The sequence below is a fragment of the Agaricicola taiwanensis genome (assembly GCF_014635245.1).
Taxonomy (GTDB): domain Bacteria; phylum Pseudomonadota; class Alphaproteobacteria; order Rhizobiales; family Methylopilaceae; genus Agaricicola; species Agaricicola taiwanensis.
This window is the reverse complement of the sequence record NZ_BMCP01000001.1, coordinates 244,051-267,276: the sequence shown is the minus strand read 5'-3', so window position 1 is coordinate 267,276 and position 23,226 is coordinate 244,051. Positions and strand designations below refer to the sequence as shown.

22 protein-coding genes are annotated in these 23,226 nt (G+C 62.6%); 11 read left to right on the top strand and 11 right to left on the bottom strand.

Translation table 11 applies throughout. The annotated features are described in order from the left end of the window. Positions 1-11: 11 nt before the first annotated feature. The 4 genes from coaE to IEV58_RS01260 are packed head-to-tail and all read right to left on the bottom strand — an operon-like array spanning position 12 to position 2,897. Positions 12-596, bottom strand: a complete 585-nt coding sequence (coaE, locus tag IEV58_RS01275) for a dephospho-CoA kinase (RefSeq protein WP_188407872.1) — start codon at positions 594-596, stop codon at positions 12-14. Next, the gene (locus IEV58_RS01270) at positions 593-1,432 is read right to left on the bottom strand and encodes a shikimate dehydrogenase (protein WP_188407870.1); all 840 of its coding nucleotides are present in this window, start codon (positions 1,430-1,432) and stop codon (positions 593-595) included. The genes coaE and IEV58_RS01270 overlap by 4 nt, the downstream gene beginning before the upstream one ends. Further along, positions 1,429-2,055 (bottom strand): Maf family protein, encoded by a 627-nt coding sequence (locus tag IEV58_RS01265; RefSeq protein WP_229729108.1) that lies wholly within the window; start codon positions 2,053-2,055, stop codon positions 1,429-1,431. Before IEV58_RS01265 ends, IEV58_RS01270 begins: the two co-directional genes overlap by 4 nt. Continuing rightward, positions 2,052-2,897: a pyruvate, water dikinase regulatory protein gene (locus IEV58_RS01260; protein WP_188407868.1), complete on the bottom strand. Its 846-nt coding sequence runs from the start codon at positions 2,895-2,897 to the stop codon at positions 2,052-2,054. The genes IEV58_RS01265 and IEV58_RS01260 overlap by 4 nt, the downstream gene beginning before the upstream one ends. A 356-nt stretch (positions 2,898-3,253) precedes the next feature. On the opposite strand from IEV58_RS01260, the gene hemE reads away from it, so the two are divergent. The 8 genes from hemE to IEV58_RS01220 all read left to right on the top strand — a co-directional run bounded on the left by hemE (position 3,254) and on the right by IEV58_RS01220 (position 11,768). Further along, complete coding sequence (gene hemE, locus IEV58_RS01255; protein WP_188407867.1) at positions 3,254-4,279, top strand: uroporphyrinogen decarboxylase; 1,026 nt, start codon at positions 3,254-3,256, stop codon at positions 4,277-4,279. Then, a complete protein-coding gene (hemJ, locus tag IEV58_RS01250; RefSeq protein ID WP_188407866.1) occupies positions 4,276-4,701 on the top strand; it encodes a protoporphyrinogen oxidase HemJ in 426 nt (141 codons plus the stop codon). The genes hemE and hemJ overlap by 4 nt, the downstream gene beginning before the upstream one ends. 197 nt (positions 4,702-4,898) lie before the next feature. Next, positions 4,899-6,164, top strand: a complete 1,266-nt coding sequence (rho, locus tag IEV58_RS01245; protein ID WP_188407865.1) for a transcription termination factor Rho — start codon at positions 4,899-4,901, stop codon at positions 6,162-6,164. A gap of 33 nt (positions 6,165-6,197) precedes the next feature. Continuing rightward, on the top strand, positions 6,198-7,499 hold the full coding sequence (gene mnmE / locus IEV58_RS01240; RefSeq protein WP_188407864.1) for a tRNA uridine-5-carboxymethylaminomethyl(34) synthesis GTPase MnmE: 1,302 nt from the start codon (positions 6,198-6,200) through the stop codon (positions 7,497-7,499). Positions 7,500-7,545: 46 nt separating this feature from the next. Then, positions 7,546-9,417 carry a tRNA uridine-5-carboxymethylaminomethyl(34) synthesis enzyme MnmG gene (gene mnmG / locus IEV58_RS01235; RefSeq protein ID WP_229729107.1) on the top strand — a complete coding sequence of 624 codons (1,872 nt, stop codon included), beginning with the start codon at positions 7,546-7,548 and terminating at the stop codon, positions 9,415-9,417. Then, positions 9,410-10,039, top strand: a complete 630-nt coding sequence (rsmG, locus tag IEV58_RS01230) for a 16S rRNA (guanine(527)-N(7))-methyltransferase RsmG (RefSeq protein WP_188407862.1) — start codon at positions 9,410-9,412, stop codon at positions 10,037-10,039. The genes mnmG and rsmG overlap by 8 nt, the downstream gene beginning before the upstream one ends. Before the next feature lie 22 nt (positions 10,040-10,061). Then, a complete protein-coding gene (locus tag IEV58_RS01225) occupies positions 10,062-10,868 on the top strand; it encodes a ParA family protein (RefSeq protein WP_188407860.1) in 807 nt (268 codons plus the stop codon). 30 nt (positions 10,869-10,898) lie between these two features. Then, the gene (locus tag IEV58_RS01220) at positions 10,899-11,768 is read left to right on the top strand and encodes a ParB/RepB/Spo0J family partition protein (protein ID WP_188407859.1); all 870 of its coding nucleotides are present in this window, start codon (positions 10,899-10,901) and stop codon (positions 11,766-11,768) included. Between the two features lie 9 nt (positions 11,769-11,777). Here the strand turns inward: IEV58_RS01220 and holA are convergent, their stop codons facing one another. Genes holA through leuS form a run of 3 tightly spaced genes read right to left on the bottom strand, consistent with a single transcriptional unit; the run spans position 11,778 to position 15,974 of the window. After that, a complete protein-coding gene (gene holA / locus IEV58_RS01215) occupies positions 11,778-12,818 on the bottom strand; it encodes a DNA polymerase III subunit delta (RefSeq protein ID WP_188407857.1) in 1,041 nt (346 codons plus the stop codon). Positions 12,819-12,823: 5 nt separating this feature from the next. Beyond that, a complete protein-coding gene (gene lptE, locus IEV58_RS01210; RefSeq protein ID WP_188407855.1) occupies positions 12,824-13,354 on the bottom strand; it encodes an LPS assembly lipoprotein LptE in 531 nt (176 codons plus the stop codon). Further along, on the bottom strand, positions 13,341-15,974 hold the full coding sequence (leuS, locus tag IEV58_RS01205; RefSeq protein WP_188409031.1) for a leucine--tRNA ligase: 2,634 nt from the start codon (positions 15,972-15,974) through the stop codon (positions 13,341-13,343). The genes lptE and leuS overlap by 14 nt, the downstream gene beginning before the upstream one ends. 147 nt (positions 15,975-16,121) lie before the next feature. Between leuS and IEV58_RS01200 the strand changes: the two genes are divergently transcribed. Then, positions 16,122-16,790, top strand: coding sequence for a YggS family pyridoxal phosphate-dependent enzyme (locus tag IEV58_RS01200; RefSeq protein ID WP_188407853.1), 669 nt, complete (start codon positions 16,122-16,124; stop codon positions 16,788-16,790). A gap of 8 nt (positions 16,791-16,798) precedes the next feature. Here the strand turns inward: IEV58_RS01200 and IEV58_RS01195 are convergent, their stop codons facing one another. Then, complete coding sequence (locus tag IEV58_RS01195; protein ID WP_371873616.1) at positions 16,799-17,308, bottom strand: L,D-transpeptidase family protein; 510 nt, start codon at positions 17,306-17,308, stop codon at positions 16,799-16,801. A gap of 115 nt (positions 17,309-17,423) precedes the next feature. Here IEV58_RS01195 and IEV58_RS01190 point away from each other — a divergent pair, with 115 nt between their 5' ends. Both IEV58_RS01190 and IEV58_RS01185 read left to right on the top strand, forming a co-directional pair. Beyond that, positions 17,424-18,110 carry a response regulator transcription factor gene (locus IEV58_RS01190; RefSeq protein ID WP_188407849.1) on the top strand — a complete coding sequence of 229 codons (687 nt, stop codon included), beginning with the start codon at positions 17,424-17,426 and terminating at the stop codon, positions 18,108-18,110. Next, complete coding sequence (locus tag IEV58_RS01185) at positions 18,110-18,562, top strand: cyclic nucleotide-binding domain-containing protein (protein ID WP_188407848.1); 453 nt, start codon at positions 18,110-18,112, stop codon at positions 18,560-18,562. The genes IEV58_RS01190 and IEV58_RS01185 overlap by 1 nt, the downstream gene beginning before the upstream one ends. Positions 18,563-18,564: 2 nt before the next feature. Here the strand turns inward: IEV58_RS01185 and IEV58_RS01180 are convergent, their stop codons facing one another. The 3 genes from IEV58_RS01180 to IEV58_RS01170 form a co-directional block, all read right to left on the bottom strand. Continuing rightward, complete coding sequence (locus IEV58_RS01180; RefSeq protein ID WP_188407846.1) at positions 18,565-19,365, bottom strand: exodeoxyribonuclease III; 801 nt, start codon at positions 19,363-19,365, stop codon at positions 18,565-18,567. Between the two features lie 267 nt (positions 19,366-19,632). Continuing rightward, positions 19,633-20,436: an outer-membrane lipoprotein carrier protein LolA gene (locus tag IEV58_RS01175; protein ID WP_229729105.1), complete on the bottom strand. Its 804-nt coding sequence runs from the start codon at positions 20,434-20,436 to the stop codon at positions 19,633-19,635. Positions 20,437-20,517: 81 nt separating this feature from the next. Continuing rightward, positions 20,518-23,097: a DNA translocase FtsK gene (locus tag IEV58_RS01170; RefSeq protein ID WP_188407845.1), complete on the bottom strand. Its 2,580-nt coding sequence runs from the start codon at positions 23,095-23,097 to the stop codon at positions 20,518-20,520. Between the last annotated feature and the right edge of the window lie 129 nt (positions 23,098-23,226).

Here is a 23,226-nt window from a genome sequence, read left to right as displayed (position 1 = left end):
AATCAGTCCCGTCAGCAGGCAGCAAGCGCGCGCAGGATAGCCCGAACCTGCCGCTCCGCGCTGTCGAGACCATGACTGCTGTCCACAAGGAAGTGCGCCTTGCGCCGCTTTTCCTCGTCCGGCATCTGCCGTTGCAGGAGCTCCTTGAAAAGATCCTCCGTCATTCCCGGACGGGCCATGACGCGCTGGCGCTGGATTTCCGCCGTGGTGGTGACGACGACGACGGCATGACACCTCTCAGCGCCCGGGCTCTCCAGAAGAAGCGGAATGTCGAGCACAACAAGCCGCGCCTGCCTCGCCCGCGCGCGGCTTAGGAAGTGGAATTCTTCCTCGCGAACCAGCGGATGCACGATACCCTCCAGCCGCTTCAAGGCGTCCGGACGGCCGCCCAATGCCTGGCGAAGGCGTATGCGGTCGACGGCGCCATCTCGCAGGGTGCCGGGGAAGATCTTTTCGATCAGAGGTGCGGCGCGGCCGCGATAGAGCGCGTGGACGGTGGCATCCGCGTCGTAAACAGACACACCCTGCCGGCGGAACAGCTCCGCCGTCGTCGACTTTCCCATACCGATGGAGCCGGTGAGCCCGAGAATGATCATCTTGCCGCCGTGAGATCGGCCACGATCAGGTTGCGCAGGTCCCCAGTGACCTCCGGCCGGCGCCCGAACCAGATCTCGAACCCCGGCACGGCCTGGTGCAGCAACATGCCGAGGCCATCAACCACGCGGTTGCCGCGGGCACGAGCCTCGGCAAGGAGGGATGTCTCCAGCGGCACGTAAACGAGATCGGTCACCACGCAGGTCTGCGGCAAAGCGTCGAGGTCCACCGCAAGGCCGGCCTTGCCCGCCATGCCGAGACTGGTCGCATTGACCAGGAGGCCGGCCTCCTTGAGATGATCATCAAGATCGCTCCAGGCGGCCGCTTGCAGGGGATGGCCACCGAGATCCGCCACCAGTTTCTCGGCACGATCCAGCGTGCGGTTGACCAGCACGATGGAGCCGAAACCACGTTGCGCAAGGCCATAAGCGGCGGCACGGGAGGCGCCGCCTGCGCCCAGGATCACAGCTTTGTCCCGGGTGTTGTCCCAGCCGGGTGCATTGGCATCGAGATTGGCCATGAACCCGTGAACATCCGTGTTGCTGCCGTGGAGTTTTCCGCCGTCAATCCACACGGTGTTCACAGCCCCCACGGCGCGGGCGGTCGCATCGGCCACGTCAACGGTTGCCAGCGCGCTTTCCTTATGCGGCACTGTCACGTTGGCGCCGACATAGCCATTGGCTTCAAGATCGCGCAGGAAATCCGGAAAATCTTCGGGCGCGACATCCTCCCGGCCATATTCGCCCTCGATGCCGTAGGTTTTCAGCCAATGGCCGTGCAGCATGGGTGAACGCGAATGGGCCACGGGATGACCGATAATGCAGACACGGCGCGTCATGCCGCGAGAACCCCGATGCGGCGCAGTTCACTGAGAACGCGCAGAAGCGGCAGGCCGAGCACCGTAAAATAATCGCCCTCGACACGGTCGAAGAGCTGCGCGCCGATGCTTTCAAGCTGATATCCGCCGACGGTGGCGGTGGCGACGGCTCCGGCGACATCCATGTAACGCTCGAGGAATGCGTCGCTCATCTCGCGCATGACAAGGGTCGCAGTCTCCACGCCATCGGCGACAAAATCGCCATCCTTCACGAGCGCGAAGGCGGAGTGAAGCGCATGCTCCTTGCCGGAAAGACGCTTGAGATTGTTGAAGGCGATCGACTGATCCGGCGCCTTCGCGAAACGTTCATCCCCAAGGGCGAGGACCTGATCGGCACCGAGCACGAGCCGCCCCGGCCGCCGCAGGCTGACTGTCCGCGCCTTAGCCCGGGCAAGGCCAAGGGCGACCGTCGGCGCATGCGCTCCCCTCGTCACCAATTCCGATTCCAGCGTGCGCTCATCCACATCCGCCGGGTCCGTTTCAATGGGCAGGCCCACCGAGACGAGCATGCGGGCGCGCGCCGGACTGGATGATGCAAGGACGAGCGGATCCACCAGCCGCCAAAAGGGATGATGCTCGGTCATTGCTCGTCTCTTTGCGCCTTGCGGTGATCGTCGTAGAGCCGAACGATGGCGGCCGCCGTCTCTTCAATAGACCGGCGGGTGACGTCAATGATCGGCCATTCATGACGACCGCAGAGCTTGCGGGAGAAGGCGATCTCCTCGCTGACCTGGTCTTCATCCACATAGGCGCCATCGAGAGTGTCGCCGGCAAGCGCCAGAATCCGGTTTTGCCGCAGTTGCACGATGCGCTGCGGACTGGCGATCAGTCCGACGACCAATGGACCTCGGCCGAGGTTTTCCAGCTGGGGCGGAACCGGGACATGCGGCACCAGCGGGACGTTCGCTGTCTTGATGCCCCTGTTCGCCATATAGATGCTGGTCGGCGTCTTCGAGGTGCGGCTGATGCCGACCAGGATCACATCCGCCTCGTGAATAGTGCCGAGATGCTGCCCGTCATCATGCAGCATGGTGTAGTTCATGGCATCGATGCGCCTGAAGTATTCGGCATTGAGGACGTGCTGTGCGCCCGGCTTCGTGATGCTTTCGGCGCCGAGATAGGAACGCATCAGCATGTGCACCGGCGAGAGCACCGACAGGGTCGGGCAGCCGAGCTCACGGCACCGGTCCTCCAGCCGGTCAGCCAGATCCTTGGCGACCAAGGTGTAAAGGACGATGCCAGGGGATTCCTCGATGGCGGCGATGACGCGGTCAAGCTGCTGGGCCGTGCGCACCAGAGGATAGACATGTTCGATGGCGGCGACATTTTCATACTGCGCCGCCGCCGCTCGGCCCACGGTCAGAAGCGTTTCTCCCGTGGCGTCCGAGACCAGATGAAAGTGGAAGTAGCTGGGACCATCGGTCATGGGGCCTGACGGGGAGAACGGTGTGGACAACAGTGGATGGCTGGACAGATCGCGAAGCCACCCGCCGCACATTCGCGCTAACGGCCTAAACGATCAACAGGTATGCCGTGTGGGAGGACATATAGCCGGTGTGGCTGATAAAAAAACAGCCCCGGGATAGCGGAGCTTTCATCCCCACGGCGGGGACTGTGTAATCAAAGGCTGATGCCGCTTTCCCACATCGGGCGCTTTGACGCGCCAACAACTGGTTTGGGCTTAACAGCTTGTGGACAGCGACGAAATGAGTCAAAGCCACCGACCAGAAGAATAAGAAACCTCATTAAGACTTTCTTAACTATTGAAGGCAGGCTGGTGCCATGGCGGATAAGCCTCTGCTCCAAACGCTGCGCGGTGAGATAACGGCGACGCCACCCATATGGTTCATGCGTCAGGCCGGCCGGTACCTTCCGGAGTATCGCGCTGTACGAAGCGAAGCGGGTTCCTTTCTCGATCTGTGCTATGCGCCGGACAAAGCCGCCGAGGTAACGCTCCAACCGATCCGTCGGTTTCATTTCGATGCGGCTATTCTCTTCGCCGATATTCTCCTTGTTCCGCAGGCACTGGGCCAGGATCTGTCCTTTGTCGAGAACGAGGGGCCGCGTCTCGATCCAGTCCAGAGCCGAGAAGACATCCTTCGATTGAGCGAGGACCTCGATCTGAGCCGGCTGGGACGGGTCTACGAAACCGTTTCGCGGGTTAAGGAAGGGTTACCGCCTGGTGTCGCGCTGATCGGCTTCTGCGGCGCTCCCTGGACCGTTGCGACCTACATGGTGAGCGGCGGAAAGGACCGATTGCCTGCCCTGCTCTGGGCCCGGCGTGATCCGGAAGGCTTTGGCCTTCTTGTGGATCGGCTGGTGGCGGCGTCGATCGATTATCTCTCCGGCCAGATCGTCGCCGGGGCGGAGGTGGTGCAGATTTTCGACAGCTGGGCCGGCGAATTGCCCCCAGATCTTTTCGCCGCCTTCTGTGTCGCTCCGATGCGTGCCATCACCGCGGCCGTCAAGGAACGCCATCCAGGGGTCCCGGTGATCGCCTTCGCCCGAGGCGCGGGGACGCGAACCGCATCGACGCTTTCCATCGGAGCCGATGGCCTCGGCCTGGACACAGGAGAAGATCCCCGGGTCGTGAGGCAGCTTGTCGGGCCGCGGATTGCTCTCCAGGGCAACCTCGATCCTCTCGCCCTTCTGGTCGGCGGAACGGCGCTCGATCGGGCGGTTGACGCCGTTTGCGATGCGATGGAAGGCTCGCCCTATGTCTTCAACCTCGGGCACGGCATCCGGCCCGACACGCCGCCGGACAATGTCGCACGTGCCATCGCGAGGGTGAGGAATCGGGAGCCATGATCTATCTCTGGATCAAGGCATTTCACATCGTGGCGGTGATCTCCTGGATGGCCGCCCTGCTCTATCTGCCGCGGCTCCTCGTTTACCACGCCGATGCGGCGCCAGGCTCCGAGAAATCGGAAACCTTCAAGGTGATGGAACGGCGGCTCCTGAAAGCCATCGCCAATCCCGCCATGGGCGCCACCTGGATTTTGGGTCTTATTCTGGTCTATCTGACCGGCGCCTGGAGCGAGGGCTGGTTCCACGGCAAGTTCCTGCTCGTGTTCGTTCTCTCCGGCTATCATGGCTGGTTGAGCGGGCAGGTAAAAAATTTCGCTGCCGACAGGAACAAAAAATCGGCTCGCTACTTTCGCATCGCCAACGAAATCCCGACGCTCCTGATGATCGGCATCGTGATCCTGGTGATCGTCAAGCCTTTGTGATTTTGGCAGGCTCTTGCACGACAGTAGCGAAACGCGTATGACTTGAAGACTTCCAAAACACGGATATAGAGATCGTCGCCTTGTAGCGACGGCGACGTAAGGCCAGCGGTCAAGCATGGTCATACCTCCGTGAACTTCCCAACCTTTGATAGATGCCAAGGTCGCCGCTCGCGACACGACAGCTGGAACTCCCACGTATGCCCGAAATCAGACTTCAGGACCTGAAAGCCAAAGCACCAACCGAGCTTCTCGCCTTCGCCGAGGAACTTGCTGTCGAAAATGCATCGACCCTGCGCAAGCAGGAGCTGCTTTTCGCCATTCTGAAGCAGCTCGCGTCGCAGGAGACGGACATCATCGGCGGCGGTGTGGTGGAGGTCCTTCAGGACGGCTTCGGCTTCCTGCGCTCGCCCGATGCCAATTACCTGCCAGGTCCTGACGATATCTATATCTCGCCTTCGCAGATCCGCCGTTTTTCATTGCGCACCGGCGACACGATCGAAGGCCAGATCCGCAGCCCCAAGGATGCGGAGCGCTACTTCGCCCTTCTCAAGGTCAACACCATCAATTTCGAGGACCCGGAGAAAACCCGTCACAAGGTTCATTTCGACAACCTGACGCCGCTCTATCCCAATGAGCGCCTGCGCATGGAGGTCGAGGACCCGACGATCCGGGATTTCTCATCACGCATCCTCGATGTGGTGGCACCGCTCGGCAAGGGCCAGCGCGCCCTGATCGTGGCGCCGCCGCGGACGGGTAAGACCGTCCTCTTACAGAACATCGCCAAATCCATCACCAACAACCATCCCGAGTGCTACCTCATCGTTCTCCTGATCGACGAGAGGCCCGAAGAAGTCACGGATATGCAGCGCACGGTGCGCGGCGAGGTGGTGTCCTCCACCTTCGACGAGCCCGCCGTGCGCCACGTTCAGGTGGCGGAGATGGTGATCGAGAAGGCCAAGCGTCTTGTGGAGCATGGCCGTGATGTCGTGATCCTGCTGGATTCCATTACCAGGCTCGGCCGCGCCTACAACACCGTTGTCCCCTCCTCGGGCAAGGTGCTGACGGGCGGTGTCGATGCCAATGCCCTGCAGCGCCCGAAGCGCTTCTTCGGTGCCGCCCGCAACATCGAAGAGGGCGGTTCGCTGACCATCATCGCGACCGCGCTGATCGATACGGGAAGCCGGATGGACGAAGTGATCTTCGAAGAGTTCAAGGGCACGGGCAATTCGGAAATCATTCTCGACCGGAAGGTCTCGGATAAGCGCACCTTCCCGGCCATGGACATCACCCGTTCCGGCACGCGCAAGGAAGAGCTGCTCGTGGCGCCTGACATCCTCAAGAAGATGTATGTCCTGCGCCGCATTCTCAATCCGATGGGAACGGTGGATGCCATCGAATTCCTGCTGGACAAGCTGCGCCAGACCAAAACCAACAACGAGTTCTTCGATTCCATGAACACCTGATCGCCTTGAGGCCATTGGGCGTGCCGGTGGGTCATGACGGCTGATACGATCTTCGCAGTGGCGTCGGGCTTGAAAAAGTCCGGTGTTGCCGTGATTCGTATCTCCGGTCCGCAAGCTGTTGAAGTGTTGGAACTTCTTGCTTGTAAGAAGATCACGCCGAGGATGGCGGTCTATACCGAACTCTCCGATCCAAATACAGGTGATTTACTCGATAAATCCATCGCCTTGCTTTTCAGGGCCCCCGCCAGTTTTACCGGTGAGGATGTCGCTGAGCTGCATGTGCATGGTGGCCATGCGGTCATCGACGGCGTTCTAAAGGCTCTTGGCCGGCAGCCCGGTCTGCGGCCTGCCGATCCCGGCGAGTTTAGCCGCCGAGCGTTCCTCAACGGGAAGCTCGATCTTTCCGAGGCGGAAGCTCTTGCCGATCTCATCGACGCCGAAACGGTGATGCAGCGGCGGCAAGCCCTCCGAGGGATGGACCAGGGCATTGGACGGCTTGCGGAGGAATGGCGTGACAGGCTGATCGATGTTCGGGCGCTCGCCGAGGCGACCATCGACTTCATTGATGAAGGCGATGTCCCGGATGAGGTCATGGATGACATCCGCGAGGGTCTCGGCGCTTTGCGCCACGAGCTGGCTTCCACGCTTGATGACGGGCAGCGCGGCGAGCGACTTCGCGATGGCTTCGCGGTTGTCATCGCGGGGCCGCCCAATGCGGGCAAATCAACGCTTTTGAATCTTCTGGCCAAACGCGAGGCCGCAATTGTCTCCGCTTATGCCGGGACCACGCGCGACGCCATCGATGTCCATCTCGATCTTGAGGGCTATCCGGTTCTTCTCACAGATACGGCCGGCATCCGGACCAGCGATGATCCGGTGGAGCGGGAAGGCATCAACCGGGCGGTAACGCGGGCGAGACACGCCGATCTCGTTCTGTGGCTGAGCGAGGATGGTGCCGAGCCAGACATAGGAGCGGACGTTCCTGTCTGGAGGATCCGCACCAAGGCGGACGGCGGGCGGGAGACGAACGACCAGGAATTGGTCGCGGTTTCGGCGGTGACAGGTCTTGGTATAAACGAGCTCATTGCCAGGCTTGTCGCGGAGGCAGCCGAGCAGCTGTCGGCAGGAACGGGTCCCGCGATCACGCGCGCGCGGCATCGATATGCTCTGGAAGGCGCGCTTGCGGCCGTCGACAGATCGCTGTCGCATCCCGCGGTCGAACTTCTGGCGGAAGAACTTCGCATTGCGTCCCACGAGCTTGGCCGTATATCAGGACATACCGACCCGGAGCATGTGCTGGACGCGATCTTCAGCCGCTTTTGCATCGGGAAGTGATTCACGTGAAACGTGGCCGTCCGATTCGGAATCGAAAGGATATGCCGTGAGGCTACATTACGATGTCGTCGTGGTGGGTGGTGGTCACGCCGGTTGCGAGGCTGCGGCGGCCTCCGCGCGCCTTGGGGCGCACACCGCGCTCATCACTCTGAAGGCCGATACCATCGGAGCAATGTCCTGCAACCCCGCGATTGGCGGCTTGGGCAAGGGGCATCTGGTTCGTGAGATCGATGCGCTGGACGGCTTGATGGGGCGGGTTGCCGACGCCGGCGGCATCCAGTTCAAGGTCCTCAACGGCCGCAAGGGCCCTGCCGTGCGCGGACCTCGGGCACAGGCTGACCGGAAGCTCTATGCCCAAGCGATGCAGGAAGCGATTCGGCTGCAGAACGATCTTGATGTGATCGAGGCAGAGGCATCGGAGCTTCTCTACAAGGACGGATGCATCACGGGCATTTGTCTGACTGACGGCCGGACGATTATAACGCCGTCAGTGGTGCTGACCTCCGGCACCTTCATGAATGGCCTCATCCATATCGGCGACCGCAAGATCACGGCCGGCCGGATGGGTGAAGCGGCGGTTACCGGCCTGTCTCGCTCTCTTGCAGGCATCGGTTTTTCGCTGGGCCGGCTTAAGACGGGTACGCCTGCGCGGCTCGACGGCCGTACCATCAACTATGACGCTCTCGAGATTCAGCCTGGTGATGATCGGCCTGAACCCTTTTCGGCGCTGACAAAGGCGATCACCACGCCGCAGGTGGATTGCCACATCACGCGCACGACGGCTGAGACCCATCGCATCATTCGGGACAACATCCATCGTTCAGCGATGTACAGCGGCGAGATCGTTGGACGCGGTCCGAGGTACTGTCCGTCCATCGAGGACAAAATCACCCGGTTCAGCGATCGCGACAGCCATCAGATCTTCCTGGAACCCGAAGGACTGGACGATCCGACGGTCTATCCGAACGGGATCTCCACCTCTCTGCCTGAGGAGGTCCAACACGCCTTCCTGCGATCGATCCCCGGGCTTGAGAACGTTTCCGTCCTGCGGCCGGGCTACGCCATCGAATACGACCATGTCGACCCGCTGGAGCTGCTGCCGACACTGGAAGCCAAACGGATGAGCGGCTTGTTCCTAGCGGGCCAAATCAACGGCACGACTGGTTACGAGGAAGCCGCCGCGCAGGGCCTGATCGCAGGGCTCAATGCCGCGCGCCGCGCCGGCGGTCAGGACGGCGTCGTCTTTGGACGATCGGAGGGTTATCTCGGCGTTCTTGTCGATGATCTGGTCACGCGGGGGATCACCGAACCCTATCGCATGTTCACCTCCCGCGCCGAGTACCGGCTGACGCTCCGGGCGGATAACGCCGACCAGCGCCTGACGGACAAAGGCATCGAGATCGGTTGTGTCAGCCAGGAGCGGCAGGCGGTGTGGATCGGGAAGAGGCAGGCTCTTCAAGCCATGCAGGCCGAGCTTGACGAGTTGAGACTGACGCCGCGAGAGGCGCGGGACGCCGGCATCTTGGTAAACCAGGATGGCGTGCGGCGATCAGCCTATCAACTGCTCTCGCGCAGCGACGTCGACATGGATGTTCTCCTGGGGATCTGGCCTCAACTCGGACAGCATGACGAGGTTGTTCGGAAGCAGGTTGAAATCGACGCGACCTATTCGGTCTATCTGGAACGGCAGAGAAGCGAAATCGCGCAGTCGAGAAGAGAGACGGAACTTCCGCTTCCGGATGATCTCCTCTTCTCGAGCATGTCAGGACTCTCGGCCGAGTTGCAGCAGAAGCTGGAATCGATTCGGCCCCGAACCATCGGTCAGGCCAACCGCGTCGAAGGCATGACACCGGCAGCGCTCACTCTTCTTATTGCGCATGCGAAACGGTATGAGGCGAGAGGCAGCGCCCATGGTTGACCGCAGAACGGCGGAAGAGTTGATCCGAGTTTCACGTGAAACTTGGGACCGAATCGATCTTTTTGTCGAGCTGCTCCTCAAATGGCAGAAAACGATCAACCTCGTCGCACCCTCGTCTCTCCCGCATATCTGGGTGCGGCATGTTGCGGACAGCCTGCAGCTGCTGAACCACGCCGGTGGGGGCGTGCGCTGGGTTGATCTCGGGTCGGGTGGAGGATTCCCTGGCGTTGTCATCGCCATCGCTCTAGCCGGCACTGCTGACGCCCACGTTGATCTCATAGAGAGCGATTCGCGAAAATGCGCCTTTATGCGCGAAGCCATCAGGGCAACCGATGCTCCTGCCCGTGTACATTGCGGGCGGATTGAATCCGTCCTGTCCAGCTGGACCTGTCCTGCCGATATCGTGTCCTCACGGGCGCTGGCGCCGCTTCCTCGCCTGCTGGATTACGCCTTTCCCTTGTTGAAAAAAGGTGCGTGCGGACTCTTTCTCAAGGGACAAGATGTGGAGGCGGAATTGACCGAAGCATCTAAATCTTGGAATATCCAGGCGACATTGAAACCAAGCCTGACTGAGCCGCGCGCTCGCATCGTTGTTGTGGAGCGGCTCGATCAGCGCTTTTAGGGCAAAGCACCCGGATCGAGCCATGGCCATCGTTAATCCGCGTCCGCGCATTCTCGTTCTTGCCAATCAAAAAGGCGGTGTGGGGAAAACCACCACAGCCATCAATCTCGGGACGGCGCTGGCCGCCATCGGGGAACGTGTCCTGATCGTGGATCTCGATCCGCAAGGGAATGCTTCCACCGGCCTCGGGATCGATCGCAAGAACCGATCAATCTCCACCTATGACGTTCTCGTTGGCGAGAAGTCCTTGAGTGAGGTCATTCAGCGTACCGCCGTGCCGCGGCTGGATGTGGCGCCTTCAACCCTGGACCTGTTGGGCGTGGAGCTTGAAATCGCCTCCGCCAAAAATCGCGCATATCGGCTCCGCGATGCGATCGCGGATCTGCCCGCCGAGGAAGACGGTTACACTTACATCCTGGTTGACTGTCCACCGTCGCTGAACCTTCTGACGATCAACGCGCTGTCTGCCGCTCACGCAGTCTTGGTGCCTCTCCAGTGCGAGTTCTTCGCGCTGGAGGGCTTGTCGCAACTGCTCAAGACGGTCGAACAGGTGAAGGCAGCGTTGAACCCGAGGCTGACCATCCATGGAATCGTCCTGACTATGTACGACGCCAGGAATAATTTGTCGGGCCAGGTGGTCGCGGATGTTCGCCAGTTCATGGGGGATAAGGTTTACGACACGATCATCCCGCGCAACGTGAGGGTTTCGGAAGCACCCTCCTATGGCAAACCGGTGCTGCTTTATGATTTAAAATGCGTCGGGAGCCAGGCTTACCTGAAGCTTGCATCGGAAATCATCCAACGTGAACGCACTCTACGCGCCGCTTAATATCGGGCCTGAAACGAATTGAGGACCTCCATGTCAGACGATCAATCGCGCTCTCGCCTCGGCCGCGGACTGGCTGCCCTGATCGGCGATGTCGACGACGAAAGCGCGGTCGTCGAGCGCGCGCGCGGCGCGCGCCGTGTGCCCGTCGAGATGCTGCGCCCAAATCCGAACAACCCGCGCAAGGTCTTTGCAGACACTGATCTGGAGGATCTGTCCAATTCGGTGCGGGAGAAGGGCATCGTTCAGCCGATCCTGGTGCGAAATGTGGGCGATCCCGACAGCTATGAGATCATTGCCGGCGAGCGACGCTGGCGCGCCGCCCAGCGTGCCGGGCTTCACGAAGTGCCTGTGCTGGTTCTGGAGGTCGGCGATCGCGAAGCGCTTGAGCTTGCCATCATCGAAAACGTGCAGCGTGCAGACCTCAACGCCCTTGAGGAGGCTGCCGGTTATGAGGCGCTGATCTCGCAGCATCACTATAACCAGAACGACGTTGCCAAGATTGTCGGCAAGAGCCGTAGTCACGTGGCCAATACACTGCGGTTGATGAAACTGCCGGAGACCGTGCAAACATCGGTGCGTAGCGGCGAGTTGACCGCAGGCCACGCGCGCGCCCTGATCAACGTGGGCAATCCGGAAGCGGTGGCACGGCGGATCATCGACCGGGGCCTCAGCGTGCGGCAGGCGGAGGCGCTGGCGCAGGAGGAATCGGAGACGAAGCCGGTAAAACGGCCGAGGATTGCGCGGGGCAAGGACGAAGACACTCTGGCGCTGGAGCGGGCACTCAGCGATGCCCTCGGACTTTCGGTCTCCGTTGAGCATACCGGCCCAGGCGGAGAGATTCGCATCCGTTACGGTTCACTGGAGCAGCTCGACAGCGTCTGCCGTCGTCTGCGCGGCTGATACCCTGGCTTAGCGGCTGGTCCGGCCGCGGGGTTTTGCTTCAGCCGCTATCGAGGCCAGCACACGGGCGGCAACCGTATCGCCGAAGGCGCCAGCGCGACGGCTTTCCAGCACGGCATCGGAGAGACGCACGAGCGCCGTCTCCAGTTTCTCGCTGGGCCAGGCCGAAAGCGCCCGTTCCACCTTCGCTTTGCGGCTGAAATGAAGTCGCCGCCAATCGCTCTCGATGACAGCATGTGCCGGCGTGCCGCGTTCAACCGTGAGCCGGGCTTTGTGCAGCTGCTGGCCGTGGCGCAGGCTTGATCCGAGCACGGCTTGAACAGGGATGCCGGAACCGGACAGGCTGAGGAGGATCTGCTCCAGGCCCGCCACGTCACCGGCAAAAGCAGCATCCACCGCCTCGTCCATGGCGCTGGCCCCGGAATCCGCAATCATGAGATCGATATCGGCGACTTCGATTCGGCCGCGATCCAAAGCATAGAGGCAGAGTTTTTCGATCTCGCTTCGTGAGCCGATGCGATCGGCACCCAGGAGCTCGACGAGATGTCGACGAGCATCCGGCGAGATGGTCAGATTTGCTTTGCTGATCTCATCGTCGATCAAGCGGCCGATGGCAGCGTCGCTGTCGGCGTAGCAAGGTAATGCCGCCGCCCGCGGGTTTCTCTCGCATATTGCCCGCACCGGCGCTGTCTTCTTGAGGTCGCCAGCTTCGACCACCACGCGGGCGGTGGGTGCAGGGCCGCTGAGCAGGGCCTCGATCGCAGGGGCAATGGAGCGCGAACCGAGCCTGATCCAGACCGATCGTTCGCCTCCGAAGAGCGCGGAAGTGGTGGCTTCATCGACCAGCCGACCAGGATCGCCGGCGATCACATCGCCGTCCAATCGCACGAGGGCAAAGGGGTCATCCGGATTGCTGAGCCCTGCAGTGGCGAGATGTCTGGCGCGCTCATGGACGAGGCCGACGTCGGGCCCATAGACCAGAATGCACGCGGCCTTCGGATCAGGTCGTGACAGGAAAGCGTCGACCGCGGCGGCTTTGATCGCGACCATGGTCCTCAGGGGTTGGTTGCAAGATGAGCTGCGATCTGCGTCGTGATCTGCTGCGCAACGACGTCCGCCGCACGGTCTTCCGCATCGCGTCGCGCGCGGATCGTGGCGAACCGCTGCCGGGACCTGTCATAGCTGGCGCGCCCGAAGGCACGTCCCTGGAACACCGGTTTTCCGTCGGTCGAGCCGATGCGGTCGAGCCGGAAAGTGGCGTCCAAGGCGTAGGTTTCCGTGGTCGGACGGCTTGTGAATGGATCTACCACCGCAGATTGCAGAGCATCGTTTGTCTCAACCCGAAGCCTGTAGAGGGGTTCGGGTGCCGCCGCGCCGCCCGTGAAGGCGAAGATGAGATCGTTGCGGATCTGCTGGTCGATCCGGTTGGTCGCCTCCTGGACCTCGATCGCCGACAGCCTGTCCCGCACGTTCTGATTCCCAGGAGCGGGAGAGGTGTCCCCATAGAGAGGCCGCAGGCAGGCGCCGGCAAGAAGGGCGATGCCGAGCGCAAGGCCAAGGCGAGACAGGCGATCACGCGACAACATTGATGATCCTTTGCGGAACGATGATGACCTTGCGCACCGGCCGACCTTCGATGGCCTTGACCACAGCGTCAAGGCCCAAGGCAGCGGCTTCAATGGCGGCGTTGTCGGCGTTGGCCGCGATGACGAGCTCGTCGCGCTTCTTGCCATTGACCTGGACGGGCAGGGTAATGGTATCCGCCACCAGAAGCGCAGGCTCCACCTCCGGCCAGGCAGCCTCGGCGACCAGCCCGGTTTGCCCAAGTTCCGCCCAGCAGGCTTCCGCCAGATGGGGCATCATGGGTGCGAGAAGGCGGACAAGGATCTCAAGTGCTTCACGCAGGGCCCAGCTCAGCGCGGGATCGGGAGAAGTGCCTTGCTGCCGGGCGCTCGCCAGAGCACCGGACAGCGTATTCACCAGCTCATAGATGCGCGCAACGGCGACGTTGAACCGCAGCCCTTCGATGTTCTCGCCCACCGCGGCCAGCGCGCGATGCGTGGCGCGCCGCAGATCCGTCGCTTCGGAGCTGAAGCTCGAAGGCCGGTCCGCGCCGGTTACTGCGAGAAGGCCACCGGCTTCCGTCACCAGGCGCCAGACGCGCTGCACGAACCGACCGGCGCCCTCGACGCCGGCTTCGGTCCAGATCACATCGCGCTCCGGCGGGCTGTCGGACAGCATGAACCAGCGGGCGGTGTCGGCTCCGTAGGTTTCGATGATGTCGGTCGGATCGACGGTGTTCTTCTTCGACTTCGACATCTTTTCGATCGGGCCGATCACGATGGGTGCACCGGTCCGCGCATGCGCCGCCTGGCGCTTTCCATCGGCCTCGGTGACCACGACGTCGGCCGGCGCGGTCCATTGTCCGCCGGCATCCTTATAGGTCTCATGGACCACCATGCCCTGGGTGAAGAGGCCGGCGAAGGGCTCATCGAGCCCGGCGTGGCCGGTCGCCTTCATGGCGCGGGTGAAGAAGCGCGAATAAAGCAGGTGCAGGACCGCGTGTTCGATGCCGCCGATGTACTGATCAACCGGCATCCAGCGATCAACGACCGAACGGATCGTCGGCGTCGCTGCGTCCGGTGCGGTGAACCGGATGAAATACCAGGAGGAATCGACGAAGGTGTCCATGGTATCCGTTTCGCGGCGGGCGGGTGCGCCGCAAGCGGGGCAGGACACATTCTTCCAGGTCGGATGGTGATCGAGCGGATTGCCCGGGCGGTCAAAGGTCACGTCCTCAGGCAGTCTGACCGGAAGCTGGTCTTCCGGAACGGGCTGCGACCCACAGGCTTCGCAGTGAATGATCGGGATGGGGCAGCCCCAGTAGCGCTGCCGCGAGATACCCCAGTCGCGCAGGCGTACATTGACCTTGCGCTCGCCCTGCGGGCGGCCACCGATCTGCTGCGATTCAAGCTTCCTGGCCACCGCTTCCTTGGCCTCTGGAACGGTCAGGCCGTCGAGGAATTGCGAGTTGACCAGACGGCCGTCGCCGTCAAAGGCCGTGTCACCGACCGCAAAGCTGGCGCTGTCGGCCCCTTCCGGAAGCACGACCGGCGTAACGGAAAGCGCGTATTTGCGGGCAAAATCGAGGTCACGCTGGTCATGGGCGGGGCAACCGAAGATCGCGCCGGTGCCATAGTCCATCAGGATGAAGTTGGCGACATAGACCGGCAGCGTCCGCCCCGGGTCGAGCGGATGCCGGACGATGAGGCCGGTGTCGTAGCCCTGCTTCTCGGCGGTTTCGATGGCCGCGACGCTGGTTCCCGTCTTGCGGCATTCCTCCGCGAAGGCCGCGAGCTTTTCGTCCTTTTCGGCCGCCGCCAGGGCAAGCGGATGATCCGGCGCGATGCCGATGAAGGAGGCACCAAAAAGGGTGTCGGGACGAGTGGTATAGACCTCGATCTCGTCAAACCCGCTCAAGCCGCCGTTCGATTCGAGCGCGAAACGGACCAGCATGCCTTCTGAGCGGCCGATCCAGTTGCGCTGCATGGTGCGCACCTTCTCGGGCCACCGGTCCAGCGTATCGAGCGCGGAGATGAGCTCATCGGCGAAATCGGTGATCCTGAAGAACCACTGCGTCAGCTCGCGCTGCTCGACCTCGGCGCCGGAGCGCCAGCCGCGGCCGTCGATGACCTGCTCGTTGGCCAGAACGGTCTGGTCGACCGGATCCCAATTGACCTTCGACTTCTTCCGATCGACGAGGCCGGCCTTCAGGAAATCGAGAAAGAGCTTCTGCTGGTGCTGGTAATATTCCGGGTCGCAGGTCGCGATCTCGCGGCTCCAGTCGATGGAGAGACCCATGGACTGGAGCTGGCCGCGCATGGTGGCGATGTTGTCATAGGTCCAGCCCTTGGGATGCACCTTGTTGGCCATGGCGGCATTTTCGGCCGGAAGGCCGAAGGCGTCCCAGCCCATGGGATGCAGCACGCTGAAGCCCCTGGCCCGCTTGTACCGAGCCACCACGTCGCCCATGGCGTAGTTGCGCACATGGCCCATATGGATGCGGCCCGAGGGATAGGGGAACATCTCGAGCACGTAATACTTCGGCCGCGCATCGGCATTGTCGGTCTTGAAAATGCCGCGCTCGTCCCAGGCGGCGCGCCATTTGGGCTCCGCCTCGCGCGCGTTGTAACGCTCCGTCGTCATGGAATTGGCCGTCTCACGCTTGATTGGGGCGCCAGAGGGCGCCGCTAGGAAAATCGGCGCGACCTTGGCGTGAAGTTCCTGCGCGGTCAACGAAAAGACGCGAGTTTCGTTGCGGGAACCATCGGTGCGGGTAAACTGCGCCACATCATGACCAATTCACCCGCTGAACGCCTCTCCCACATCAACGCCGCCATAGCCGCCGCCGCAGGCAAGGCCGGCCGCGCGTCAGACGATGTCACTCTTATCGCGGTGTCGAAAACCCTCGGCCCTGAAACCATCGCTCCTGTGATCGCCGCCGGTCAGCGAATCTTTGGCGAAAACCGTGTGCAGGAGGCGCAGGGCAAATGGCCGGCCCTGCGTGCCGCCAGTTCCGCGCCCGTAGAGTTGCATCTCATCGGGCCGCTGCAATCCAACAAGACCGCCGATGCCGTGGCGCTGTTCGACGCCATTCACACTGTGGACCGCCCCAAAATCGCCGCCGCCCTGGCGACGGAAATGAAGCGCCAGGGGCGCATGCTGAAGCTCTATGTCCAGGTCAACACCGGTTCTGAGCCGCAGAAGGCGGGCGTCCTGCCCGGCGAGGCCGATCGTTTCATCGAGACCTGCCGAAGCCTCCACGGCTTGGAGTTGACGGGCCTGATGTGCATTCCGCCGGCAGCCGAGGACCCCCAACCGCATTTTCACATGCTGGCGAAGCTCGCGGAGAAGCATGGCCTCAGGCACCTGTCCATGGGCATGAGCGGCGACTTTGAGGCCGCCATCGCCTCAGGCGCGACCGAGGTGCGGATCGGTTCGGCGATCTTCGGCCATCGCTGACGGCTTCATCACGCTTCAACCGCCATCCGGCTCTTTGGCCCGAGCCGCGCCAGCAACCAGCGCAGATCCCGATGGGTGAGGGCGACGCAGCCCTCCGTGGGTTTGAAGCCGCAACGGGCCACATGCATGAAGATGGCACTTCCGCGGGCCTGCCGGCGTGGGTGATCATTCCATCCCAGTTCAACAACGAGATCATAGAGCCGGTCATCGCGCCACATGGCTTCGTGTGAAGTGGGGTAGGGTCGCTGGACGTGGCGGTTGTAGTTGCGGTCACCCACGGCATCGCACCAACCGTCGGTCGAGCGGATGTGGCGGAGGGGAAGGGTTGTCAGGGGGCGTTGCCCGCGATCTGCGCGCCACCAGATGCGCCGCAGCGGCAGGATCGCGAGGGGCGTCACACCATCGCCTTCGCGCTTTCCCGTTCCCACTCCGGATCGCCCCACCGCACAGGGCAGGACACGTCCTCCGGCGAGGAGCCAGCCCCGTTGCCGCTCAACAGCGCGTGATCGAACCCGGATCAGGGTGATAATCCCACATTTAACCGCAGAACGGTGGACTTTCCGGGGCTTGTCTCTAACCATATGGATGTCTACGTGCAGGGTAATGATCCAAGCGTAACCGTCAGGAGGAAAAATGGCGACGACACGAAAGATCCTCGTCGTGGATGATGATGAAAACCTTCGTGAAACGTTGTGCGAACAACTGGCGGTGCATGAAGAATTTTCGATCCTGTCAGCCGGTACGGCGGCGGAGGGCGCCGCCATGGCCACAAAGGAACAGGCTGACCTGATCATTCTCGATGTCGGCCTTCCCGATATGGATGGCCGCGACGCTGTTCGGAAGTTGCGTGACGACGGCTTTCGCAGCCCGATCATCATGCTGACCGGGCATGATGCGGAGGATGATACCGTTCAGGGGCTCGATGCCGGAGCCAACGACTATGTGACCAAGCCGTTCCGTTTCGCGGAGCTCCTGGCGCGCATCCGCGCGCAGCTGCGCAGCCATGAGGCCAGTGAGGACGCAATCTTTGCGCTTGGTCCCTACACCTTCAAGCCTGGTGCGAAGGTTCTTCTCACCGACAAGGGATCGAAGATCCGCCTCACTGAAAAGGAAACCGCGATCCTGCGCTATCTCTATCGGTCCGGCGACAAGATCGTGCCGCGCGACATCCTTCTTTCAGAAGTCTGGGGTTACAACGCCAATGTGACCACCCACACACTGGAAACGCACGTCTACCGGCTGCGCCAGAAGATCGAGAAGGATCCGTCCAACGCGACCTTGCTGGTTACTGATGTCGGCGGCTACCGGCTGGTTCCCTGATGGCGCTTGACGACGACATACGCGTGCTCGAACGGGCGCCCATGCTGGGGGAGATCGGCCATGATCCCCTTCGGCTCCTGGCGTTTTCCGCCGAGCGGCGTACCTTGCGCGGCGGCGAGGTTTTGTTTCGCAAGGGCGACAGGGCAGATGGCGGCTTCGTGATCGCCAGCGGCACGGTGCGCCTCGGCGGAGACGGAGAACCGGAACGTCGGGCAGGTGCCGTAAGCCTCATCGGCGAGATCGCCCTGCTGTGCCCGGTGACGCGCCCGGTGAGCGCGGTGGCGGAAACATCGGTGAAATCGCTCTTTATTTCACGCTCGCTGTTCCGGCGCGTGCTAACCGAATTTCCCAGCATCGCGGTCATGCTGCGCGAACGCATGCTGGGAAAGCTCGAGGCTGAAGGCGATGCGCTGAAGCGGCTTAGCGCCACATTGGACGCGCTCGACCAGTAAGCTCAGCCGAGCACGGCCATGACCGGCACATGATCGGAGGGCCTGTCCCAGCCGCGCGCATCCTTCAGAACATCGAGTTTCGTTATACCCGGCGCCATGTCCGGTGTGACCCAGATATGGTCGAGACGGCGGCCACGATTGGAGGCAAGCCAGTCGGCCGCGCGGTAGCTCCACCAGGTGAAAAGCTTTTCGCTGTCCGGCACCAGCTGACGCATCACATCCACCCAGCCGCCCGCCGACTGGGCTTCCGTCAGCTTCTCCACCTCGACAGGCGTGTGGCTGACGATCTTCAGCATCTTCTTGTGGTCCCACACGTCATTGGGAAGCGGAGCCACGTTGAGATCACCCACCATGATCTCCTTCTGGCGCAGCCTGTTGCCGCCCCACAGGGTCATGTCATCGAGGTAGGCGAGCTTGTGAGCGAATTTGGCGTTGAGGGCGGGATCGGGAATATCTCCGCCCGCCGGGACGTAGAAGTTATGGATGACCGTCCCTGCGAACGGTCCTTCCATCAGCCGCGCACCGGCATGCCGTGCGTGGTCCTCTCCACCGAGGATCATGGACTCCACCCGCTCCAGCGGAATGCGGGAGATGGTCGCGACGCCGTGATAGCCTTTCTGGCCATGTACGACACAGTGGCGATAGCCAAGGTCATGAAAGGCGCCGAGGGGAAAGAGATCATTGATGCATTTCGTTTCCTGAAGGCACAGGACATCGGGTGCATGATCGGCGATGTAGCGGCGCACGAGGTCGATGCGCAGGCGTACGGAATTGATGTTCCAGGTGGTGAGACGAAGGGGCATGAATCGATCCGATGGGACGGGCGCACATTAATGATCGCGCGCGGGTCCTCAAGTCCATTCGGCGTGAGACGCCAGACAAAAAGAAAAGCGTCCGGCGCGGGGGGGATGGGCCGAACGCTTTTCCACTTTATGCCGTCAGGCGGGGTTCCTGGACGGCTGCAAGGTCACCTCTGGCGAGGACGGGGGGCATCGCCGTGGGCGGGTGCCTTGCCATGAATTAAAGATTGGGATGCGCCGCCAAGAATTCAAGTTCACGTGTGTGTGAGTTTAGCGAGGGGCTGCCGAGTCAACGGTGTAGTCGATGGCGAAGAGGCGCTCGTCCGGACGCGAGGTCGTGTCGATGTTGTAGACCGCGACGGTCGTATCAAGGCCCTGTGCGTCGGTAACGGTCCACTGCTTCAGTTCATGGCTCTGGCTGTCGAACACCAGCAGGAGCTTCGATGTCCCCGCGAGCTTGGAATTCTCCTCGATGGCGATGGAGGTCAATTCCGGCTCGGTGTAGACCGCGATGACCTTGGTGTCGCGGAGAAGATCGATGTTCGGCTGCAGCAGATAGCGCAGCGGCGTCTGGGACAGGGAATAGATGTCCTGGGTGGCGAGGGCGCGATCGCGGATGGCCACGGACTTGCCGTCGGCGATGATCTGCAACTTGCTGGGCGGCTCGAACTCGAAGCGCAATTTGCCCGGTTTGCTGAGATAGAATTTTCCTTCCGAACGGCCGCCGTTGGAGCCGATCTGGATGAAACTGCCCGACATGACCTGGGCGCTGTTGAAATAGGCGTTGACCTTCTGCACGGCCCCGAGCTGCTCCGCCGTCAACTGACCGGGGGCGGTCCCTTGGCCCTGCGGCTGCACGATGCGGGGCCCTCGGGCGGCAAGCTGCATGGGCGCCTGGGTCGCCGCCGGCTGTTCGGGCGGCAGGGTGACATTGGCCGGACGCGGCTCGGGATTGGGCACGCCCTGCGCCATGGCAGCCGAAGCTGTGAGGGCGGAGGCCAGAAGCGCGGCGCGGGCAGCGGTCAGCATGAAGGGACCTTTCAGGCGGAGCGAAGCAATTCCGATATCGATCATGATCCCATAGCTAGGATCTGTTCGTGGCGATTGTAGGCCCGGGCACGTGTTGTTTGTTTCACGTGAATCACGGACGCGGGATCAGGCCGCGTCATCCTTGCCCACCAGGATGTCCCGTTTGCCGGCATGATTGGCCGGCCCGACAATGCCCTCGTTCTCCATCCGCTCGATGAGCGTGGCGGCGCGATTGTAGCCGATCTGGAGACGACGCTGGATGTAGCTGGTCGACGCCTTCTTGTCGCGCAGCACGACAGCCACGGCCTGGTCGTAAAGGTCGGCCTCCGGATCGCCGCCCATGCCGGTCTTGTCGAAGACCGCGCCATCGCCGTCGCCTTCCTGCTCCTCTTCCTCCGTGACGGCATCCAAATAGTCAGGTGTGCCCTGCGCCTTCAGATGGGCGACCACCTGCTCCACCTCCTCGTCGGAGACGAAGGGGCCATGGACACGGGCGATGCGGCCGCCGCCGGCCATGTGCAGCATGTCGCCCTGACCCAGAAGCTGCTCGGCGCCCTGTTCGCCGAGGATGGTGCGGCTGTCGATCTTGGAGGTGACCTGGAAGGAGATGCGGGTCGGGAAGTTGGCCTTGATGGTGCCGGTGATGACGTCCACCGATGGACGCTGTGTTGCGAGGACGACGTGAATGCCGGCGGCGCGCGCCATCTGCGCGAGGCGCTGGATGGTGCCTTCGATCTCCTTGCCGGCCACCATCATGAGGTCGGCCATCTCGTCGACGATGACGACGATGAAGGGCAAGGGCTCCAGGTCCATGTCCTCGTGCTCGTAGATCGCCTCTCCCGTTTCACGGTCAAAGCCCGTCTGCACCGTGCGGGTGATGATCTCGCCCTTGTCCTTCGCCTGCTGCACGCGGCTGTTGAAGCCGTCGATGTTGCGGACGCCGAGCTTCGACATTTTCTTGTAACGCTCTTCCATCTCGCGGACGGCCCATTTGAGAGCCACTACGGCCTTCTTCGGGTCGGTCACCACGGGGGTTAGAAGATGGGGGATGCCGTCATAGATCGACAGCTCGAGCATTTTGGGATCAACCATGATGAGACGGCACTGGTCCGGCGTCAGCCGGTAGAGCAGTGACAGGATCATGGTGTTGATGGCGACGGACTTGCCCGAACCGGTGGTGCCGGCGATCAGGAGGTGCGGCATGCGCGCAAGCTCGGCGATGACCGACTCGCCGCCGATGGTCTTGCCGAGGCACAGCGGCAGCCGCATCTTGGCGTTCTCGAAATCGGCGGATGCGAGCAATTCGCGCAGATAGACCGTTTCACGACGGCTGTTGGGAAGTTCGATGCCGATGGCATTGCGGCCGGGCACCACGGCGACGCGGGCGGAAACCGCGCTCATGGAACGGGCGATATCGTCGGCAAGGCCGATCACCCGCGAGGATTTCACGCCAGGGGCCGGCTCCAGTTCGTAGAGCGTGACCACCGGACCGGGCCGCACGTTGATGATCTGGCCCTTGACGCCGAAATCATCGAGGACGCCTTCCAGAAGCCTGGCGTTCTGTTCCAGCGCCTCGGCGCTGACGGTGGGCCCAGAGTTCTTCTTGGGCGCGGCCAGCAGTGCGAGGGGAGGCAGTTCGTAGGTGTTGTCGTCCCTGAGGAGCGAGGCCTGAGCTTCCTTGACGATGCGCTTGCCGGGCTTGGGCGCGGCCTTGACCGGCGTCACGCGGCTGCTGACCTGCGGCTGGCTCTTCAGCTCCAGCGGCGGCAGATCGTCCAAATCCTCGTCTTCCTCATCATAGCCGTAGGCGGCGGGCGCGGGTTCGGCAGGCATGCTGACGCGCTTCAGCGGACGCATGGGAGCAAAATCATCCTCCGGCTCCTCTCCCAGGCGCGCGAAAACATCGCGCAAGCCTGCGCGGCGCGGCTCGGTGGGCGAGCGCCTCAAGGCGCCGCCGCGCATCTTGCGGGCCACGGCCCCGCGCAGGGTGAACCACCAATGGGCGAGAAGGCCGAGCGGCATGAAGCCATCGGTATCGCCGTCATCCTCTTCCTCTGGCCGCTGCTTGGCCGGCTTCGAGCGTGGCTGGCTGCGGCGGTCGGTAGCGGATTGACCGGATTGAGTGAGCACGAGATTGCTGGCGACCAGGAGCGCGGCGATGGCACCCAGGCCCCAGACCACGATCATCAAGCTGGAGCCGGTCTGCCCTATCAAGGCGATGGGCAGGGCGGCGAGCCCATCGCCGGCAACGCCGCCGAGACCTGACGGCAACGGCCAGCCGGCGGCTTTGGGCAGCGAGGAGCAGAAGGCGGACGCGAGGGCGACGGCGGCGGCCCAGGCGCCGAGGCGCAGCCGTTCGCGATCCACCGGACGGTGGGTCACCAGCCGCCACCCCCAGCAGGCGACCGGCAGCAGGAGTGCAATCGAGCCGAGGCCGAAGAGCTGCATCAAGACGTCGGCGGTGATGGCACCGGGAGCGCCCAGAAGGTTGTGGATCGTGCCGCTGGCGGCGTGGTTCACGCTCGGGTCCTGTGCCGACCAGGTGGCAAGCGCCGCACCGACAAGGCTTCCCAAGGCGAGCAGGGCCAGGCCTCCGAGTTCCACGGCGCGGCGGCGAAGCGCGTCGCGCACATGGTCGGGAAGCGGAGCGACATTGGAATAGCCGCGGCGGCGGGACGTCAGCGCGCGCAAGCGGAACCCTCTCATCTTTGTCTTCGGTGCGCGATTGGCCGCGCGGCCGGAAGTGATCCAGAGGGCAGGCTCGCCTATTGTGGTTAAGGCCAAGCTAATTCGCGCCGCGCCCATCGCTTGTAGCGGCATAAAAAAGCCGGGCGA

Excerpts from the sequence above, each read along its gene's own strand:
- rsmG (WP_188407862.1), top strand. The coding sequence starts at position 9,410 with ATGGTTGACCGCAGAACGGCGGAAGAGTTGATCCGAGTTTCACGTGAA.
- IEV58_RS01265 (WP_229729108.1), bottom strand. The coding sequence starts at position 2,055 with ATGACCGAGCATCATCCCTTTTGGCGGCTGGTGGATCCGCTCGTCCTT.
- IEV58_RS01180 (WP_188407846.1), bottom strand. The coding sequence starts at position 19,365 with ATGCCCCTTCGTCTCACCACCTGGAACATCAATTCCGTACGCCTGCGC.
- IEV58_RS01225 (WP_188407860.1), top strand. The coding sequence starts at position 10,062 with ATGGCCATCGTTAATCCGCGTCCGCGCATTCTCGTTCTTGCCAATCAA.
- lptE (WP_188407855.1), bottom strand. The coding sequence starts at position 13,354 with ATGTTGTCGCGTGATCGCCTGTCTCGCCTTGGCCTTGCGCTCGGCATC.
- IEV58_RS01190 (WP_188407849.1), top strand. The coding sequence starts at position 17,424 with ATGGCGACGACACGAAAGATCCTCGTCGTGGATGATGATGAAAACCTT.
- IEV58_RS01200 (WP_188407853.1), top strand. The coding sequence starts at position 16,122 with ATGACCAATTCACCCGCTGAACGCCTCTCCCACATCAACGCCGCCATA.
- IEV58_RS01170 (WP_188407845.1), bottom strand. The coding sequence starts at position 23,097 with ATGAGAGGGTTCCGCTTGCGCGCGCTGACGTCCCGCCGCCGCGGCTAT.
- IEV58_RS01175 (WP_229729105.1), bottom strand. The coding sequence starts at position 20,436 with ATGATCGATATCGGAATTGCTTCGCTCCGCCTGAAAGGTCCCTTCATG.
- IEV58_RS01220 (WP_188407859.1), top strand. The coding sequence starts at position 10,899 with ATGTCAGACGATCAATCGCGCTCTCGCCTCGGCCGCGGACTGGCTGCC.
- IEV58_RS01260 (WP_188407868.1), bottom strand. The coding sequence starts at position 2,897 with ATGACCGATGGTCCCAGCTACTTCCACTTTCATCTGGTCTCGGACGCC.
- rho (WP_188407865.1), top strand. The coding sequence starts at position 4,899 with ATGCCCGAAATCAGACTTCAGGACCTGAAAGCCAAAGCACCAACCGAG.
- holA (WP_188407857.1), bottom strand. The coding sequence starts at position 12,818 with ATGGTCGCGATCAAAGCCGCCGCGGTCGACGCTTTCCTGTCACGACCT.
- hemJ (WP_188407866.1), top strand. The coding sequence starts at position 4,276 with ATGATCTATCTCTGGATCAAGGCATTTCACATCGTGGCGGTGATCTCC.
- leuS (WP_188409031.1), bottom strand. The coding sequence starts at position 15,974 with ATGACGACGGAGCGTTACAACGCGCGCGAGGCGGAGCCCAAATGGCGC.
- IEV58_RS01185 (WP_188407848.1), top strand. The coding sequence starts at position 18,110 with ATGGCGCTTGACGACGACATACGCGTGCTCGAACGGGCGCCCATGCTG.
- IEV58_RS01270 (WP_188407870.1), bottom strand. The coding sequence starts at position 1,432 with ATGACGCGCCGTGTCTGCATTATCGGTCATCCCGTGGCCCATTCGCGT.
- mnmE (WP_188407864.1), top strand. The coding sequence starts at position 6,198 with ATGACGGCTGATACGATCTTCGCAGTGGCGTCGGGCTTGAAAAAGTCC.
- hemE (WP_188407867.1), top strand. The coding sequence starts at position 3,254 with ATGGCGGATAAGCCTCTGCTCCAAACGCTGCGCGGTGAGATAACGGCG.
- coaE (WP_188407872.1), bottom strand. The coding sequence starts at position 596 with ATGATCATTCTCGGGCTCACCGGCTCCATCGGTATGGGAAAGTCGACG.